This is a genomic window from Streptomyces sp. M-16, from assembly GCF_052114405.1.
Classification (GTDB): domain Bacteria; phylum Actinomycetota; class Actinomycetes; order Streptomycetales; family Streptomycetaceae; genus Streptomyces.
The window spans coordinates 1-1183 of sequence record NZ_JBFRER010000308.1 but is presented as its reverse complement, the minus strand read 5'-3'; the positions used below and the strand labels follow the sequence as shown (position 1 = coordinate 1183).

Here is a 1183-nt window from a genome sequence, read left to right as displayed (position 1 = left end):
GGAAGTGGGTGCGGGTCAGGGCGAGTGAGCGGCCGGTCTCCGCGATGTGGGTTTCGGGGTGCGCGGTGACGTGTTCGTGCAGGCGGCGGGCCTGGTCGCGCAGGGCCGCTTCGCTCTTGCCCGACACCACCCAGGGGGCCACGCCGGGGGAGTCCTGGACGGGCTCCGGGTCCTGCGGGGGCTCGGGCTGTTCGAGGATGAGGTGGGCGTTGGTGCCGCTGATGCCGAAGGAGGAGACGGCGGCGCGGCGGGGCCGCTCTTCGCCCGTTTCCCAGGGCATGGCGTCGGTCAGCAGCGAGACGGCTCCGGCGGCCCAGTCCACGTGGGGGCTGGGTTCGTCGGCGTGGAGGGTCTTGGGGAGGAGGCCGTGGTGCATGGCCATGACCATTTTGATGATGCCGGCGACGCCGGCTGCGGCCTGGGTGTGGCCGATGTTGGACTTGAGGGAGCCCAGGCGCAGGGGTTGGTCGGCGGGGCGGTTCTGGCCGTAGGTGGCGAGGAGGGCCTGGGCCTCGAGCCTGGCGGATGACGCGTTCCTGTGCCGGGCCGTTGGGTGCGGTGAGGCCGTTGCTGGCGCCGTCCTGGTTGACGGCACTGCCCTTGATCACCGCGAGGACCTGGTGGCCGTTGCGCCGCGCGTCGGAGAGCCTCTCCAACAGCAGCAGGCCCGCTCCCTCGCTCCAGCCGGTGCCGTCGGCGTCCGCGGAGAAGGCCTTGCAGCGGCCGTCCTCGGACAGCCCGCGCTGCCGGCTGAACTCCACGAAGGTGGTCGGTGTCGCCATGACGGTCACACCGCCGGCCAGGGCCAGCCCGCATTCGCCGTTCCGCAGTGCCTGCGCCGCCAGGTGCAGTGCCACCAGGGAGGAGGAGCAGGCCGTGTCGACGGTGATCGCCGGCCCTTCGAACCCCAGCGTGTACGACACCCGGCCGGAAGCCACGCTGCCCGCGCTGCCACTGGTGAGGTAGCCCTCCAGTTCCGGCGGCATCGAGTGCAGTCGGGAGGCGTAGTCGTTGTACATGATGCCGGTGAAGACGCCGGTGCGGGTGCCGCGGAGGGTGGTGGGGTCGATTCCTGCGCGTTCTACGGCTTCCCAGGCGGTTTCGAGGAGGAGGCGTTGCTGGGGGTGCGGTTTCGAGGAGGAGGCGTTGCTGGGGGTCGGTGGCGAGGGCTTCGCGGGGGCTG

General features: G+C 71.6%; 1 pseudogene. It reads right to left on the bottom strand.

What is annotated here, in order from left to right:
* A pseudogene (locus tag AB4039_RS42265) lies at window positions 1-1183 on the bottom strand (beta-ketoacyl synthase N-terminal-like domain-containing protein); the annotation flags it as partial.